Source organism: Pseudomonas sp. GLN_2, assembly GCF_043106005.1.
GTDB lineage: Bacteria > Pseudomonadota > Gammaproteobacteria > Pseudomonadales > Pseudomonadaceae > Aquipseudomonas > Aquipseudomonas alloputida.
Map to the genome: position 1 here is coordinate 1 of NZ_JBICMC010000021.1, position 14,486 is coordinate 14,486.

At 57.9% G+C, this 14,486-nt stretch carries 17 protein-coding genes; 10 read left to right on the top strand and 7 right to left on the bottom strand.

What is annotated here, in order from left to right:
- The 6 genes from ACF8Q6_RS05345 to ACF8Q6_RS05370 form a co-directional block, all read right to left on the bottom strand.
- A partial coding sequence (locus ACF8Q6_RS05345) for a PAAR domain-containing protein (protein WP_392498430.1) occupies positions 1-440 on the bottom strand: 440 nt, incomplete at its 3' end.
- 6 nt (positions 441-446) lie between these two features.
- Positions 447-914 carry a DcrB-related protein gene (locus ACF8Q6_RS05350; protein WP_003248404.1) on the bottom strand — a complete coding sequence of 156 codons (468 nt, stop codon included), beginning with the start codon at positions 912-914 and terminating at the stop codon, positions 447-449.
- Between the two features lie 34 nt (positions 915-948).
- Positions 949-1,533, bottom strand: coding sequence for a hypothetical protein (locus tag ACF8Q6_RS05355; protein ID WP_392491940.1), 585 nt, complete (start codon positions 1,531-1,533; stop codon positions 949-951).
- Positions 1,534-1,543: 10 nt separating this feature from the next.
- On the bottom strand, positions 1,544-3,400 hold the full coding sequence (gene tssI, locus ACF8Q6_RS05360) for a type VI secretion system tip protein TssI/VgrG (RefSeq protein WP_121783551.1): 1,857 nt from the start codon (positions 3,398-3,400) through the stop codon (positions 1,544-1,546).
- A 25-nt stretch (positions 3,401-3,425) separates the two neighbouring features.
- A complete protein-coding gene (locus tag ACF8Q6_RS05365; RefSeq protein ID WP_010953998.1) occupies positions 3,426-4,121 on the bottom strand; it encodes a hypothetical protein in 696 nt (231 codons plus the stop codon).
- Complete coding sequence (locus ACF8Q6_RS05370) at positions 4,122-5,138, bottom strand: hypothetical protein (RefSeq protein ID WP_121783553.1); 1,017 nt, start codon at positions 5,136-5,138, stop codon at positions 4,122-4,124.
- A 162-nt stretch (positions 5,139-5,300) separates the two neighbouring features.
- On the opposite strand from ACF8Q6_RS05370, the gene ACF8Q6_RS05375 reads away from it, so the two are divergent.
- From ACF8Q6_RS05375 to ACF8Q6_RS05405, 7 genes are all read left to right on the top strand, one after another.
- Complete coding sequence (locus ACF8Q6_RS05375; RefSeq protein WP_392491942.1) at positions 5,301-5,612, top strand: hypothetical protein; 312 nt, start codon at positions 5,301-5,303, stop codon at positions 5,610-5,612.
- 522 nt (positions 5,613-6,134) lie between these two features.
- Complete coding sequence (locus ACF8Q6_RS05380; RefSeq protein WP_392491943.1) at positions 6,135-7,205, top strand: DUF6861 domain-containing protein; 1,071 nt, start codon at positions 6,135-6,137, stop codon at positions 7,203-7,205.
- 9 nt (positions 7,206-7,214) lie between these two features.
- Positions 7,215-7,478, top strand: a complete 264-nt coding sequence (locus tag ACF8Q6_RS05385) for a hypothetical protein (RefSeq protein WP_014860357.1) — start codon at positions 7,215-7,217, stop codon at positions 7,476-7,478.
- Between the two features lie 125 nt (positions 7,479-7,603).
- Entirely contained in the window at positions 7,604-7,735 is a 132-nt protein-coding gene (locus tag ACF8Q6_RS05390; protein ID WP_014860356.1) for a hypothetical protein, read from the top strand.
- A 147-nt stretch (positions 7,736-7,882) separates the two neighbouring features.
- On the top strand, positions 7,883-8,179 hold the full coding sequence (locus ACF8Q6_RS05395) for an immunity protein Tsi6 family protein (protein ID WP_014860355.1): 297 nt from the start codon (positions 7,883-7,885) through the stop codon (positions 8,177-8,179).
- Positions 8,180-8,614: 435 nt separating this feature from the next.
- Positions 8,615-9,124, top strand: a complete 510-nt coding sequence (locus ACF8Q6_RS05400; RefSeq protein ID WP_392491947.1) for a hypothetical protein — start codon at positions 8,615-8,617, stop codon at positions 9,122-9,124.
- 141 nt (positions 9,125-9,265) lie between these two features.
- Positions 9,266-9,568: a hypothetical protein gene (locus ACF8Q6_RS05405; protein WP_392491946.1), complete on the top strand. Its 303-nt coding sequence runs from the start codon at positions 9,266-9,268 to the stop codon at positions 9,566-9,568.
- Positions 9,569-9,658: 90 nt separating this feature from the next.
- On the opposite strand, the gene tri1 is transcribed toward ACF8Q6_RS05405, so the two are convergent.
- The gene (tri1, locus tag ACF8Q6_RS05410) at positions 9,659-10,774 is read right to left on the bottom strand and encodes an ADP-ribosylarginine hydrolase Tri1 (protein WP_392491949.1); all 1,116 of its coding nucleotides are present in this window, start codon (positions 10,772-10,774) and stop codon (positions 9,659-9,661) included.
- Positions 10,775-11,591: 817 nt separating this feature from the next.
- On the opposite strand from tri1, the gene ACF8Q6_RS05415 reads away from it, so the two are divergent.
- The 3 genes from ACF8Q6_RS05415 (at position 11,592) to tssC (ending at position 14,462) form a co-directional block, all read left to right on the top strand.
- On the top strand, positions 11,592-12,341 hold the full coding sequence (locus ACF8Q6_RS05415) for a hypothetical protein (protein WP_028697263.1): 750 nt from the start codon (positions 11,592-11,594) through the stop codon (positions 12,339-12,341).
- A 64-nt stretch (positions 12,342-12,405) separates the two neighbouring features.
- The gene (tssB, locus tag ACF8Q6_RS05420) at positions 12,406-12,945 is read left to right on the top strand and encodes a type VI secretion system contractile sheath small subunit (protein ID WP_003248358.1); all 540 of its coding nucleotides are present in this window, start codon (positions 12,406-12,408) and stop codon (positions 12,943-12,945) included.
- Positions 12,946-12,959: 14 nt separating this feature from the next.
- Positions 12,960-14,462, top strand: coding sequence for a type VI secretion system contractile sheath large subunit (gene tssC, locus ACF8Q6_RS05425; RefSeq protein WP_003248356.1), 1,503 nt, complete (start codon positions 12,960-12,962; stop codon positions 14,460-14,462).
- Positions 14,463-14,486 lie beyond the last annotated feature (24 nt).

Sequence of the window (14,486 nt, forward strand, 5' to 3'; positions counted from 1 at the left end):
ATGATGACGTTGTCCGAACCACCGGAAATGGTGGCGCCGCAGGTCAGCTTGTCGCCCTTGCGCGCGGCGGCGACGCTGTTGATGAAGACGTTGGTCGAGCCTTCGGCAATCTGCACCGGCCCTGGGTGCTTGTCGCAGGCACCGATGCTTTTTTCGACGCGGGCGGCCTTGCGGCTGTTGATGAACACGTTGGGTGAGGCAGTGGTTATCGTCCCTGAGGGGGACGAGAACATACTGCCTATCGCCTCTCCGGCGGCGGTCAGCAAGCTGCCCCCGATGCCGGCTGCGAGGCCGGCCAGCAAGGCCACGCCGAACCCGCAGGTGAACGTGGCGATGGCCACCGTGGCCACCAGCGCAATCCCCAGGGCGGCCCCGATCAGGAAGCCCCCCAGCGCGCTGGTGTGCGATATCTCGTCGCCGAACCTGGCCGCTTCGAACATGAGGGGTTACTCCTGTTCGCCGGACTCGGCGCTGGTTTCGGACGGGGCGCGCGGGGTGAAGCTGGCCAACAGGTTGTCCCAGTCCTGGTTCTGCTGGGCACTGAAGTCGGCCTGTGCAGTGGTGGAGAAGATCAGGGCACGCCCGGGGCTGATGATGAAGGCGGCCTGGCGCTGGTACAGCGGGCGGCCCTGGTTCATGTAATAGGCGTCGATCTGGATGCCGGCAATGGGTGCGGTAACCGAGAGCGTGACGGCCTTGTTGCCCATGCGGGTGTAGCCGCGCAGCTTGGAGGTGAGCAGCTTGACCTGGCGATCGACATAGGCCTGCAGCGCTTCGTCCGGCAGCAAGGTGTCACGCGAGATGGTGATGCTCAAGGGTGCTGGAACACTGGCACCCAGGACGAACATGTTGACCGTGCGGTCCTCGAAACCTGCCGGCAGCGCAATGCCGCCTTCCTGTAATTCGTAATCCATGCGATGAAAATTCCTGATAGCGAAAAAATCGGGGTCAGCCCTGCGCGAAGCCATCGAGCATGCGGTCGAACTCGGCCAGCCACTGGCTCAGGCCGGGCTTGCTGGGGTCGATCACGCTGGAGATATCCAGCCATTGCAGCGAATCGCTGCCGGCGATGGGCACCAGTGCGCCGACCAGGCGACCGTGCCGAGGCTCGTGGCCGGCATTGAAGTGAAAGTCCACGACCTTGGCCGGGTTCCCAGCCAGGAGGCAATCACGTTGGCGAATCACGCGCAGTTGCGGGTTCAATTCGCGCAAAGCCTCGACTGCGCTCTGGAACAGTTGCTCCAGCGGCTGCCTGGCGCGTACATCACGGCGGCGGATGCTGAGGCTAACCGGCTCGCCTTCATGCTCGAGGGTGGTCTGGATGTCGCGAAAACGAAAGCCGAGCGGAAACTGCAAGGAGAACCCTGCGAAGGTGAAAGCGCTGGCGACATCCTGCAACACGGCTGGCAGCGGTTCCGGCTCGGGCACAGGCTCGGGCACATGAGCAGCTTCCGCCAGACTGGCCAGCCGCACAGCCTCCTCTTGCGCTGCGCGCCTGGCGGAGATGCGGTCGTAGATCGAGGGCTTGTACATGAACCTTGCCTCAGTCGTTGATCCGCACTGCGGCGCCAGTGATCTGGGTGGTGTCGGTACTGGTGGTCACGATGACCTTGCCTTTGATCTCGATGCCTTCCGGGGTCAGCGTGATGCTGCTGTCGCCCACCTGCAGGATGATGTGCTGCTTGGCGGCCACCTGGATGAACTGGTTGTCGACCTGCAGGGTGTAGGAACCTTCGGTCACCTGCACCACGGTGTCTTTCTTGACCGTTTCGGTGTGCGTACCACCAACAGTAATCGAGCGGTTATTCCCCACATCATGGGTCTCATCCAGCTCGATCTCGGTATCCATGTTGCGCTCGGCATGCATGATGATCTGCTCGGCGCCGGCCTTGTCCTCGAAGCGGAAGAAGTTGGCGGTACCGCCGTCGCCCTTCATCGACCGCGTCAGGAACCCACTCTGGGTCTTGTTCGCCGGCAGCGACCATGGCGGGGTGTTGGTGCTGTTGTACAGGCTGCCCATGATCAGCGGCCGGTCCGGGTTGCCGTCGAGGAACACCACCACCACTTCGTCGCCTACGCGCGGAATCTGGATGCTACCGAAGCCACCGCTGGCACCGGATTGGGCGACACGTACCCAGCACGAGCTTTGATCGTTGAACTGCCCCTGGCGATCCCAGTGAAACTGAAGCTTTACCCGGCCCAGTTCGTCGGTGAAGATTTCCTCGCCTGGGGGGCCGACAACGATGGCGGTCTGCGGGCCGTTGATCAAAGGCTTGCGGGTGTTTAACTGCGGGCGGTATGCGATTTTTTTACGCACGCACACGAATCGGTTGACGTAACCGGCCTGGTCGCCAGTCATGTAGTTGTTGCTGCCGCGATGCTCCACGCTCAGCAACAAAAACTTACGGTTCTCGGCGTCACCGGTGTCGTGCAGATAATGCTGGATCAACTCAAAAGTGTAACCCGGCTTCATGGCCCGGCAATTGCTCTCGCCGTAGAAGGTCTTGCCCATCAACTCGAGCGCTTCGATACGGTTGCGTACGATGGCTTCGCCATCTTCGTAGCTGCCATGGGTGTACTGGCCCGGGAAATCATAAATCTCGAACCTGTCCACATCGCCCTGTTGATTCAAGCTTTGCATGGTCACAGGTAGGAAGTTGCGCGGTTGGCGATAGTCGAACGTGCGAACGGCAATTTGACCGGATTGCAGCTGCCGCGTTGACTGCCACTGAGTAATGGAATCAGCGGTTTCGGTAACCGACGCGGAGTGGTAGCGAATCTGCGGCTGTTCGGGCAGCGGCAACAAGGTGCTGGAGTCATCGGTGATGACCATCAGGTGGGAGTCGGCCGTGTGCTCGAAGTAGTAGAAAAGCCCTTCGCTCTCAAGCAAGCGCTGCACAAAGTTGAAATCGCTCTCGCGGTACTGGGTAATGTAGCTGTGCGATTTGAGCGACTTGCTTACACGAAATTCGTACTTGGCCAGCGTGCCAAATCCGGCGAACACTTCACTGACAACAGCCTGGACCGATTTTTCTTGAAAAATGCGTGTATCGAAGCGGCAAGTCAGCATCCACAGCCACGGCCCTAGCACGGCTGCATAACGCACATAGCCGCCGTCGCTGCCTTGGGTGCTAAACCGCTGAACATAGCCGTTAATGTAGCGGAAAGAGCCGTTGGATAACTCGATTTCTATCGTGGCCTGGCTGCCAATCAGTGACTTGAGCTTTACATCGCTCTGTTGGCTGAGCAAGGCCAGATCGAATTCATAGAGTTTGGAAAGCTCTTCAGTGCCGGAAAAGTGCTCCAGCAAAAACTCATCGTTGGCTGTTTGTGTCAGGATATTCAGCTTGAACAATCGCCTGTTTTGCGGCGCGAGCATGGAAAGAACGTCAGTTAGCATAATTTACTCCCTGTAACGGTGAACATCAGCGCGCCCGTACGGCGAAAAGCCTGCCCAACCACGAGGCAGCACGCATGCTCTGAATAGTTTCAATATCCATGAATGTGTATTGACGGTTTTCCTTCGCTTCGCGCACTTTCAGGTCTCTGAGTGCACTGATCTTGTCACGATTGTAAAACACCATGAACACGGACATTAGCGCAAAGAAGTAGATCAACCCGGTGGCCGGCACGTCATGGCTTTTCATCAGCGGATAGATCACGCTGCTCAAGCCCGCCGCCAAACCCGCCTGCCACCACTGAACTTTCTGGGGCGGTTCGATGGATTCCACGCGCTGCCCTTTAAAGTGGAGAATATCACTTTTACTGCGCCAGTAATAAGCCATTGCATAGGTCAACAACACCAGCACGACGGGCGCGAGCCCTAACATCAAAGAAGTCGCCGCTCCCAACTTCATTTTTTTGTAGGTAACACCCAGTGTCAGCAGCGATGCGAACATTGGTGCAACTGACATATTGAAGAACATGCGCAAATTCGCGAAACTTACAAAGTGCTCACTGCGGTAAGCACAATTGATGCACCACAGCGTCATAACGATAATGATCAGGATCGCCGGCACCGCCATGAATGGCGGCGCCACTCCGGTCATCATCAGGGCCAATATCACGACCAGCAGCCACACCGACCAGATTTTTTTAAAAAAACGTTCTGTGGTAAACATTTAATCCTTCCCCGTCAAGAAATTACCCAGGGTAGTGCCCAGCCCCGAAAAATCATCACTCATGACAAACTGAACTGCCAAACCCGCACCCAAAGACAAGGCAATCACGACTATAGCCGGCCCTGTTAGCCCGCCGACCAATACACCGACACCAAAGGCCAATGCATTGGTCGGCTGGGTGTAAGCTGACTTCTGGAGGAACTCCGAGACGCTTTTTGCCTCCGTCGCATCTAGGTAAGCCTGGGGGCCGAACGCCAATGCGCCGCCTAATTTGGCACCCGTCAGTACTTTGCCTACGCCACGGCTGCTGTACCCGGCCGAGTCAATATGGGCAGTTGCACGCATCGCCTTGGCGGTATTGAAAGCAGCCACATGCAGGTTACTGCCCCGACCGGGCAGCCTGTACAAACTTGCCTGGCTATTGGCGGGTATTTCGAAGTAGAGGTTTCCGCCCATGCGCACCAGTTTCAGGCGCCCTTTCATGGCCCTGGCGGCAGATACACTGCCGGGTTTGCCACGTGACGCTGCCCACTTCTTCAGCTTGCCGCGCGTGGCATCCGTCATGTTCAGCAGGTTTTCAACTTTGGTGGCTTTGGATGCGGCATGGCCTAGCGCAGCAACGTTGGCAAGCGTGCCGGGTAAATTTGCAGTTGAAAATAATAGTGCCCCTACGACTGGAATCTTCTCGGCCTTCTCCTTGATGGCCAGCAGTTCATCCGCGGCAAAACGCCCCGATTTTTCCATTTTTGCAATCAGGCTATAAAGTAACTGCGCGTATTCTTCGGCTTCGTCAGCACTCAACTGCGTTTCGGACGACTGTAGTTCAGCAACAAGAAACTCGGCGGCACTCATGTCATCAGCCGAATAAAGGCCGCCTACATCCATCTTGGCGTAGGTTCTGGCTGCTACAACACTTGGCCATGGCAGGTCACCCTGCCCGAGAAGGCCGTCTTGCCCGCCGAGGCCCATGGGGTCGGCTGCGGTACAGGGATAGATTCTGTTCACGATTCTGTTCACGCCTTGTCAAAAATCCTGCTTGCGCGACCTGCGCAGTATCGGCCCACGTCTCAGGCGCTGCGACCTATGCAGGCAAGCAAAGTTCCCAACAACACCTGAATATGCCAACCAGATCACAAATGGATTTGCCGGCCGAGTGTAGAGGGCGCAGGAAACACTGGAATGCGCAACTCTGTCAACTATGAATATCCCTCATCCTTCGCATTAGCCGTTATGAATGAGATGGCATTGCGCCATCTTTTGCCCATGCACCAGCATTACCAAGAACGTTCACAGGACACTGTGGTCAATGTTCTACATAGCGCCTACGCTTGGGATACTTGTGACGCTGGGCTTGTGGGCGAAGGGGTACACACCCTGCCAGAAGCTGTTGACTTCAGGATCTGCCTGGCAGGTGTGCTGGATCAATCATGTAGCGGTATTGTTTCAAGTCTGATTCCTATACCCGTGACGGCTGGCCTTGCAAGCGCATGAGTGATAAAAATGCCTGCATCTAGGTTGACGGGCGCCAGTAATTCTAATATCCACACCCGCGTCGCTACTTGTAAGGAAGTCATGACAAATACAGAAATCATCAAACAATTGGAAGCACTCAAATGAGCCATTTCACTCCAATTTCCATCGAATTCAGGCTGCTCGCCGCCCCCACCCCGCTGACTTGCGTAAGCCATCCGGGCTTCAGCCTCACCCCTGACAGCTACACAGAAAACAACAGAGTTAATAAATACGCGAGCCTTGAAACATTCCTCGAATCAGGCCATCAATAGCTGTCGTAAGTCAGCTCTTCCATCTCGTGTCACCTTGAGATGCTCCGTCAACTTGCCGCGCGGAGACGGTGAGTTGATATTTCCCCGTCACGCAGGCTATCTATCGAAAAAGCGCTCAATGCGTCATGTTTTCAGAGGCTTTTCGCCCAGATTTCTCTTTTAAGCGCGCAGTTCACCCATACCCATCAGCTGTTTTCGAGCCATCCTCAGGTTCCACAGGGCGAACAGTGTGGTGGCCGGGGCGTTCGCCTTTGGCGTCGGCGCGGCGCCGGGCGCGGTGGCCGGCGCCGGCATTGGCCTGCAGGTCGGCAACCTGATCCTCATGGGCCTGGGGCTGTCCGCCATCGCCGAGTATTTTTATCAGGGCCTGCCTGCCTGCCTGTCGACCCTTCAGCAAGGCATGGCCACGGCCTGGTTCGCCGAGGATGGCCTCAAGCCCGCTGGCCTGGACCCGAGCGGCGGTTCCGCGGCGCAGGCCCAGGAGCGTGTCGAGCGTGCGGCGCGCCAACTGGCCCGCGGCCAGGAGCAACTGGTGTTGCTGCTGCTGACGGCCATTGTAACCTACCTGACCCGCGGGCAGATAAAGGCGGGCACTCAGAGGAATATGGAAACGCCCGCCATACGCAGTGCCCGGCTGCAGGCGGAAATGTCCAACAAGCAACTGGCCGCCTGGCTGGCAAAGAACGAGCAAAAGCTGCTGGCACATGCTGAACTTCAAGCACGTGACGCCACACCATTCAAGCGTGCAGAGACTGAACCACTACCTGCCAACGGACGCTCTCGCGAGCTATCGCAGAAGGCTGTTGAGCCGCCAAAACCCAAATACAAACCTGGATTCACCGAAGAAGATATTCTTGCAATCGCCAAAGGCGAAAGGCCCGACCCCACCACTTATCTAGACCCAGATTATGTCGCGCAACACTTGGCCCAATTCGAAAATGGCGCCTCACGCTTCATGACCCAGACCAACCTTGAGAAATACGGCATCGCACAGAGAGATGGTACGTCGTTCATCATGCCAGGCCACGAAGCAACCGAACTACTTGCCAAGACAGCAGGTGACAAGCGCGCGTTGGAGCAAGCCCTTGGCTTGCCTGAGAATTTTCTTGATACCAATGCACTGGTCCGGGTAGACATCCCTGATCCGAAGCAGTTGAATCTACGGATTCCATCAGGAAATGAAGCCGGTGCAAACGAATTCTGGATCCCTGGTGGCAAGCTACCTGACGGCAACAGTGAAGCCGTCATAGACGCGGCGGGTATTTCCGCCAAGATGTTCAGCACCTCTCCCCTTTTTTGAAGGCCCCCTATGAAATTCAAAGATCTTTTCATCAGTCGTCAACACATGTACTCAATCGGCATCGAAGAAGACGCTGGCCAGTATTACGTTTCGTTCCCCGTCAGCAACGGCATGGTTGACTACGAAGAATATTACGCCATCGCTCCAGCTACATTTGATGCCTTCATGGATGATCCTGATGCGGCGCTGGCTTTCGTGATAAAATGCCGCAAAAGACAACTCGATGAATTACTAATCATCAAGCCAGGAAAAAATCGGGGCACGGCCATCTAGTGCCACATAGATAAATGCTGACTAAATCCGACATTGCATGAACGTTTGACCCTGCCAACAAATGAGTGGCGCCCTCTTACGTTGCGGTGAAGTGGTGCATTTCCTTACCCCAATCAGGACTGACCATGAACACCGAAACACTCAAGCAAAAATTACTCAAGCTTCGCTTGATCATCGACAGCCTGATGGCGCAAGACCCTGCCGCGATGAAGCTGAGCGTCGAACTGGAGCCACTGCTGAAAGCCGCAGGCCATTAGCCCCATGCCTCCAAGTGAAAACGGCCAAGAATCGTACACATATCGATACAACTCATGCACATCACGTGGACCGAACTCCATTCCGTGGAACGATGCAAATAACCTGTATCGGAAATAACCTTTCAAACTAATATGAGCAGGTGAGAGATGAAACCAGCCACACCACTGGAGTATGTAGATAACGCAATTGCGCTGGCGATTGACCGACAAAAGCGCATTCCTGGCTTTACGGTTTACGCGACTATAGTCGACCAGTTAAAGTACATCAGGGCAGTTTTCGACGGTACCGAAAAGGATAAATCCAAGCTGCACAGGCTAACGATTGGAGCTGTTGCATCGAAGGAATTCGAGGAAAATGACCCGGAGCTGGCCAGGGTATTGAAGGACGCTTACTACGTGGCCATTCAGTCGGCCCGCGGCTTGACGATTCAACTACCTGATTGAACTCGGCCACTCGCGAGTTCATACCTTGGTTGATTACGAAGAGTACTATTGGACCGAACAGGCACCGTTCGTTGTCTAGCTGCAGCGGCCGAGCACCGCCCCTGCGATGGTCAGCAAGGGCCGGAAACGCCAGATGGACCATGAGTTGATCTACCCGCCAAGCGCCTATCGAGGTCGAGCGCGCAAGACTCTCAATGCGCCACGCTATGGCATCCAAAAACATCGCGGGTAGAATTGCCGACGAGCTTTACGATGAAGCCAAGTGGTGGGTCATCCGCAAGCTGCGCCCCGACGGGATAGACTTGCCTACCTGGCCAAGCGCCCTCAGGCTGCCATCGATGCCCTCACTGCCATCGCCCCCACGTTCAACCTGCCCAAGCTCTGCGAATGAATACACGCTCCTCACAATTGTCACCCGGGCTTACGCCTCTCAAGATGAGGCTGCTGGCCGTCGCCATGTTCATCGTATTGCTCCTGGTAGGGGCCGTCTCGCTTTATGCCTATACCAACTACCTGTTCCCGCTGTACGGCAGGCTGCTTCGTGGCGCTCCGGTCGTGGAAACACCGTACCTCGCGTTCGGCCTGCTCATGGCGCCACCGGCACTCGCCATCCTGCTCGTTGGCAGCGCGACCTGCGCCTGGACCGGCAAGAAGTTCGACCCACCCCCTGCATCCCGACTGCACCGCTTCCAGGCGTTGATGTTCGGGATATCGATTAAAACGCTGATCCATGTCGTCCCTGCGGTGATGATTCTGACTACGGGGGCTTTGCTGGCCAGGGGTTATACGCCCTGCTCGAAGCTGCTGATATCGGGTTCTGCCTGGCAGTTGTTCTGGGTCAATGATGATCGGGTGTGCTTCAAGCCGGATCACTACATCAACGACAACTGGCCATGCAAGGTCATCGACGGCAAGGACATTTGCGTCCAGGTCGATGGGCGGTGAGTTGCCTACCTTGGTCAGGCTCAAAGCGAGTACGGCGGAGAAAACCGACAAGGTGACAGTTGATAAGCCGCAGCAACTTGGAGACGGGGCGACGTGGACGTACAGCGGCGCCCCTCTGGACTATGCATACTCGGGCATTAAATGGACAAGCACACACTGAAAATTACAGCCAGAGCGCTTCGCGAAAAGCTTGAAACTATCAAGGACCAGAATCCTGACGCCATGACCATGCTCAACCTGCTTCGCGACCTTCTGTTGAAATCTGAGAACGGTGAAATCCACGCACCTTTAGAGGCGCGAGACATCTCCTGGTATCGTTATCTACAGGAAACAAACTTACAAGACGACCATGAACTTAGCGAGGCTTTTGCCAAATTCTATATGGCGTTAATCAATGGACAAGAATGGAGTTCATTTAAAAAATTCCAGGTTAAAAGCCACTGAGCATAAACTGACCTGTTAACGCTCGACCTACTGCGATTTTGCCGGGCTGCAGTTGACGCGTTGAGAGCCATTACCTGATCAAAGGTGCTATCACTCACTGCCAGATAGCAGCTCGTCCATTTCATCCCCCTGAGGCGCGAGTTCAAACAACCGGCTTGCCAGTTCACAAATGTGCCGCGACCAGGCAACCTTGGCCACCCATTCCGGCGGCATGCCCGACACCCCATACAAGGCGCCCGCAATCTGCCCTGCCGTCGCCGCCACGCTGTCGGCATCATCGGCAAGGTTGGCAGCCAACAGAATCGCATCCCTGAAATTGTCCGTATTCCACACAGCCCAGAGCGCTGCTTCCAAGGTATCGACCACATACCCTGACGAGCGAATCTGCTCACGGGTTTTGTGCTTGTACTCCCCGGCATTGATGATCAAGGCCCGGGGCTGCAGGGGGCGCACCTTCGGCGACAACGCCTCTTCCTTGTCCGCGCCATTGAGCGCCAAATGCAGCTGTGCACCGAACAACTTGCAGCACTCCGAGACCTCAATCGCGCGATGGGTCACGCTGCTCTGCGTCACACTCTCCCACCAGGTTGCCGACAGCGAGTGGCGTCGGAAAATGGCCGTAGGCGCGAGCCGTATCAACGAACCGTTGCCCGCTGTCGAGGCCTCGAGATTGCCCATCCACGCAAGCCCTTGGGCCTCCCACCCTTCCAGGGCTCGGCGGGTGACATTGCCGATGTCGAAGCAGCGGCCATTGGCGCTGTTTTCGCCCTGCCGGTACCAGCGCACCATGGCATCGGCAAAGGTCGCGAAATCGAACTTGCCTTGGCTTGCGTAGGTGTCTGCCAGGCACAGCGCCATGCTGGTATCGTCGGTCCACTCACCTGGCGCGAGGCGGAACGGCCCACCGCCGACCATGTCGCTGATCTGCCCCTGATCGCGGCGCCGGAACTCCAGGGTGGTGCCTACCGCATCACCAATCGCCAGGCCCAGCAATGCACCCTGCGCGCGGTCTATCGCCTGGCCTGGTGTCAACGTGCAGGATCGGTCGCTCAGCCAGGCGGGCTTTGTCAGCGGCAGCCTTGGTGCGTCGGGCTCCGGCATGTAGGCCATGCGCTGTTGCAACTGCGGCGATAGTTCGGGGAGCAAATGGGCGTAACGCTTTGCGTAGTCGCTCAGGATTGCATCCGGGCTTCTCAGGTCGATCATGCTGATTCCTTGCAGTAGGTTGCTCTCGTCCATGCGCTCATTTTGCTTGACCTGCACTACTCCGGCAATGACCCGAGCAGGCCGCCGACCATGAGGATGGCACCGGCTACGCCGGTGTTCGCGGGTGAACCCGCTCCCACAGGGGCCGTGCAGGTTTCACGGTTTTGGCTGAGGCAATTGTTGCTGCAGGTAGGGCACAAACCCTGGGGCCGGCGCTGTTCCTGTGGGAACGGGCGTGCCCTCTCCCACAGTGATCGCGCACGTTTTCAAGGTTTTCGGTAAGACCGTTGCCTGTGCAGGTGCGGCACAGGCCCGGGGGTCGACGCTATTTCCGAGGGAGCGCGCGAGCTTTCAAAAGTCACCATCCAAACGGATGAATCACGCCTGATAACACTCTTTCCGCGCGGCACATTCCGTCGCATTGCCATCATCCTGAGGCGCCTCGCCAACACCTCCGCGAGAAAGCGGTCAGCGCAAAAAATGAGACCGGATTCACTTTTTGAAAAAAACTTTTGCTAACGATTTTCATCGCTTTCCAGCCCCTTTCGTACCCAGTCTTTAGGGCTTGAGCCCCCATCTCCTGCGCCCAAGACACGCTGTCAATATCACAGCGCCATTATTGCGCAGCGTCACAAAACGGGGAAAAAATCGCCCCCCTCGCCGGAACTTCTTCCGCAGCGAGGTGCCCTACTCGGCATTGCTGGCAACACAATATTCATATGCCAGCACTCAAATTCGCTGCAGCCGAAAGGCGATTTTTCAAGTCCACGCCACCGGCGTTTCAGGACGATCAAGCAGGCACATGGACGATGCACCAATGACACAGACATTCGATGTCGAAGCACTGATCAAGCTGCGTAGCCAGACGCGGGCGATCTCCGATGCGCTGAAGGCGCAGGCGGCGGATTACCTTGCCACCGTGGCACCGCTGATCCGTCCACAAACCCTGTTTGGCGAATACCTGCAAGGCGCACAGCGAAGCAGCGGGCGCGAAACCCAGGGCCACTTCCAGGCCCTGGTCGAACTCTACGAACGTATCGGCTCGGCCGCGCCGTTCCAGCTGGTCACCGAGCTGGAAGTACCGCTCAACCTGATCAGCACCACCCCCGAACTGTTCCCGCTGGAATACGACAAGACCCTGGAACACAGCGGCCAGGTCATCCGCATCACCAGCCCGACCCGCTGGGTAGTGGGCTTCCACGCCTTCGACCTGGCGCGGTTTCGCAATGTCATCAAAGACCCCAACCGCAGCAGCGCCGAGCTGTACCGCTTCGTGGTGCACTACCTGGTGCTGTTCTACTGCCTGAGCAAGTCGCCTGGCCTTGGGCGGCTGTTCGAGGGCTTGCGCTACGGCCTGAGCTTCGAGCGCCTGAAGGGCTTTGGCGACCTGCCGTTCTGCGTCATCAGCTCGCCGGTGCGCTCGGAACTTCCCGACGACTCGGTCATCCGCAGCAGCACGCAGATTGCCGGCAACACCAGCTTCGAAGAACTGGTAGGCCGGGACAACATCCTGGAAATGAACGACGAAATCCGTCAGCGCCTGCTGCTGACGATCGAAGGACTGTAACGCGCAGCGCCCGGCACCGGGCCGCGCAATGATTCGCAGCGAATTGCTCGCACTGGAGAACACGATGGCGAAGAAGGAAAGCACTCAGCACAAACTCGACCGCGTTCGCGCGCCTCGGGTCCATATCACCTACGACGTGGACATCGGCGATGCCATCGAGAAAAAGGAGCTGCCCTTCGTCGTCGGCGTACTGGGTGATTTCTCCGGCAACCCGCTGGAGCCGCTGCCCAAGCTCAAGGACCGCAAGTTCGTGTACATCGACCGCGACAACTTCAACGGTGTGCTCAAGGGCATCAAGCCACGCCTGACCTACCGCGTCGACAACACCCTGGCCAAGAACGGTACCCAGCTGGGCGTGGAGCTGAACTTCAACAGCCTCGAAGACTTCGAGCCACAGAACGTGGTCAAGCAGGTCGAGCCGCTGCGCAAGCTGCTGGAAGTGCGCAACAAGCTGGCCGACCTGCGCAACAAGATGGGCGGCAACGACAAGCTCGAAGAGCTGCTGATGGACGTGCTGCAGAACACCGAAAAGCTCAAGACCTTGGGCAAGGAATTCGGCCGTGAAGCCGAAGTGAAAGACCCGTCCAGCGACGATCGCGCCTGAGCAGGAGCCCGAACATGACCGACAAGCAAACCGCACCGCAACAGGCCGGCGACCTGGTCGAAGTGGAAAACTTCGCACCACAGCCCTCGCTGCTCGACAGCATCATTTCGCAAAGCCGCGTGGCCCGCTCCGACACCGAGCGTAACCGCACCCGCGACCTGATTGGCGAACTGGTGAACCAGGTGCTCGAGGGTGAGATGACCCCGAGCAAGGACCTGATCGCCGTGCTCGATTCGCGCATCGCCGAAATCGACGCGATGCTCTCCGAGCAGATGAACGAGATCATGCACGCCCGCGAGTTCCAGCAGCTGGAAGCCTCCTGGCGCGGCCTGAAATACCAGGTAGACCAGACCGAGACCAGCACCACACTGAAGATCCACCTGCTCAATGCCTCGAAGAAAGACCTGGTGCGCGACCTGAAGGCCGCCAGCGAATTCGACCAGAGCGCACTGTTCAAGAAGGTCTACGAAGAAGAGTACGGCACCTTCGGTGGCGCACCTTTCGGCATGTTGATCGGTGACTACGAGTTCAACCGCAACCCCGAAGACATGTACCTGCTCGAAGAGATCTCGCACGTCGCGGCGGCGGCGCACGCGCCGTTCATCTCGGCCGCTTCGTCCGAGCTGTTCGGCTGGGACTCGTTCACCGAAATGTCCGGCCCACGTGACCTGGCGAAGATCTTCGACACCGTGGAATACGCCAAGTGGAAGTCGTTCCGCGCCTCGGAAGACTCGCGCTACGTCGGCCTCACCCTGCCCCACGTGCTCGGTCGCCTGCCGTATGGCCCGGATACCACGCCGGTGGAAGAATTCAACTTCGTCGAAAGCGTCGATGGCCGCGACCACAACAAGTACCTGTGGATGAACGCCGCCTACGCCCTCGGCACCCGCGTCACCGATGCCTTCGCCCGCTACGGCTGGTGCGTGGCCATCCGCGGCGTGGAAGGCGGCGGCCTGGTCGAAGGCCTGCCGACCCATACCTTCAAGACCGACGACGGCGAAATCGCCCTCAAGTGCCCGACCGAAATCGCCATCACCGACCGCCGCGAAAAAGAGCTGTCGGACCTGGGCTTCATCCCCCTGGTGCACTGCAAGGGCACCGACTATGCCGCGTTCTTCGGCACCCAGTCGGCGCAGAAACAGAAGCAGTACAACACCGACATCGCCAACGCCAACGCACGCCTGTCGGCCCAGCTGCAATACATCTTCGCCACTTCGCGCATCGCCCACTACATGAAGGCGATCATGCGCGACAAGATCGGCAGCTTCGCCTCGCGCATGGATGTCGAGCGCTTCCTCAACCAGTGGCTGGCCAGCTATGTGCTGCTCGACGATACCGCCAGCCAGGAGGCCAAGGCCAAGTTCCCGCTGCGCGAAGCCCGCGCCGAGGTGTTCGAAGTGCCCGGCAAGCCAGGCGTGTACAAGGCCGTGACCTACTTGCGCCCGCACTACCAGCTGGATGAGCTGACCGCCTCGCTGCGGCTGGTTGCCGAGCTGCCACAGGGCGCGCGCGGCTGACAGGCCGTTGTGTACAGGGATGAC

Bases quoted from the DNA above. Each gene is read 5' to 3' on its own strand.
- ACF8Q6_RS05350 (WP_003248404.1), bottom strand. From the start codon at position 914: ATGGATTACGAATTACAGGAAGGCGGCATTGCGCTGCCGGCAGGTTTC.
- ACF8Q6_RS05355 (WP_392491940.1), bottom strand. From the start codon at position 1,533: ATGTACAAGCCCTCGATCTACGACCGCATCTCCGCCAGGCGCGCAGCG.
- tssI (WP_121783551.1), bottom strand. From the start codon at position 3,400: ATGCTAACTGACGTTCTTTCCATGCTCGCGCCGCAAAACAGGCGATTG.
- ACF8Q6_RS05365 (WP_010953998.1), bottom strand. From the start codon at position 4,121: ATGTTTACCACAGAACGTTTTTTTAAAAAAATCTGGTCGGTGTGGCTG.
- ACF8Q6_RS05375 (WP_392491942.1), top strand. From the start codon at position 5,301: ATGCGCAACTCTGTCAACTATGAATATCCCTCATCCTTCGCATTAGCC.
- ACF8Q6_RS05385 (WP_014860357.1), top strand. From the start codon at position 7,215: ATGAAATTCAAAGATCTTTTCATCAGTCGTCAACACATGTACTCAATC.
- ACF8Q6_RS05390 (WP_014860356.1), top strand. From the start codon at position 7,604: ATGAACACCGAAACACTCAAGCAAAAATTACTCAAGCTTCGCTTGATC.
- ACF8Q6_RS05395 (WP_014860355.1), top strand. From the start codon at position 7,883: ATGAAACCAGCCACACCACTGGAGTATGTAGATAACGCAATTGCGCTG.
- ACF8Q6_RS05400 (WP_392491947.1), top strand. From the start codon at position 8,615: ATGAGGCTGCTGGCCGTCGCCATGTTCATCGTATTGCTCCTGGTAGGG.
- ACF8Q6_RS05405 (WP_392491946.1), top strand. From the start codon at position 9,266: ATGGACAAGCACACACTGAAAATTACAGCCAGAGCGCTTCGCGAAAAG.
- tri1 (WP_392491949.1), bottom strand. From the start codon at position 10,774: ATGATCGACCTGAGAAGCCCGGATGCAATCCTGAGCGACTACGCAAAG.
- ACF8Q6_RS05415 (WP_028697263.1), top strand. From the start codon at position 11,592: ATGACACAGACATTCGATGTCGAAGCACTGATCAAGCTGCGTAGCCAG.
- tssB (WP_003248358.1), top strand. From the start codon at position 12,406: ATGGCGAAGAAGGAAAGCACTCAGCACAAACTCGACCGCGTTCGCGCG.
- tssC (WP_003248356.1), top strand. From the start codon at position 12,960: ATGACCGACAAGCAAACCGCACCGCAACAGGCCGGCGACCTGGTCGAA.